The sequence below is a fragment of the Geobacillus sp. DSP4a genome (genome assembly GCF_013096875.1).
GTDB lineage: Bacteria > Bacillota > Bacilli > Bacillales > Anoxybacillaceae > Geobacillus > Geobacillus thermophilus.
On the sequence record NZ_SDLD01000208.1, the window covers coordinates 1 to 426 of the forward strand.

At 70.7% G+C, this 426-nt stretch carries 1 protein-coding gene; it reads left to right on the forward strand.

The genetic code is table 11. From position 1 onward, the window contains the following. Positions 1–426, forward strand: a 426-nt coding sequence (locus ETC02_RS17030) for an AraC family transcriptional regulator ligand-binding domain-containing protein (RefSeq protein WP_171698485.1), incomplete at both ends; no start/stop codon positions are given.

Sequence of the window (426 nt, forward strand, 5' to 3'; positions counted from 1 at the left end):
GTGATCGCCTGCCGGCGCCGCCGCAGAGTGCCGAATGCTCGCTGGCCTACCTGGTGGACATGGTCCGCTGGATCACCGGCCGGCCGCTGGACCCGCTGGCGGTGGAACTGCCCGGCGCGCCCCGCGAGCCGCTGGCACCCTATGCCGAGCTGTTCCGCGCGCCGCTGCGCTTTCACGCCGAGGAGTTCGCGCTGGTGTTTTCCCGCGTCGACCTCGAGACGCCGCTACCCTCGGCCAACGAGGCGCTGGCCCAGTTGCACGATCGCTTCGCCGGCGAATACCTGGCGCGTTTCAGCACCAGCCGCATCACCCATCTGGCCCGGCAGACCCTGTGCCGGCTGTTGCCGCAGGGAGAACCCAAGCGCGAACGGGTGGCCCAGGCACTGCACCTGTCGCAGCGCACCTTGCAACGACGCCTCCAGGAGG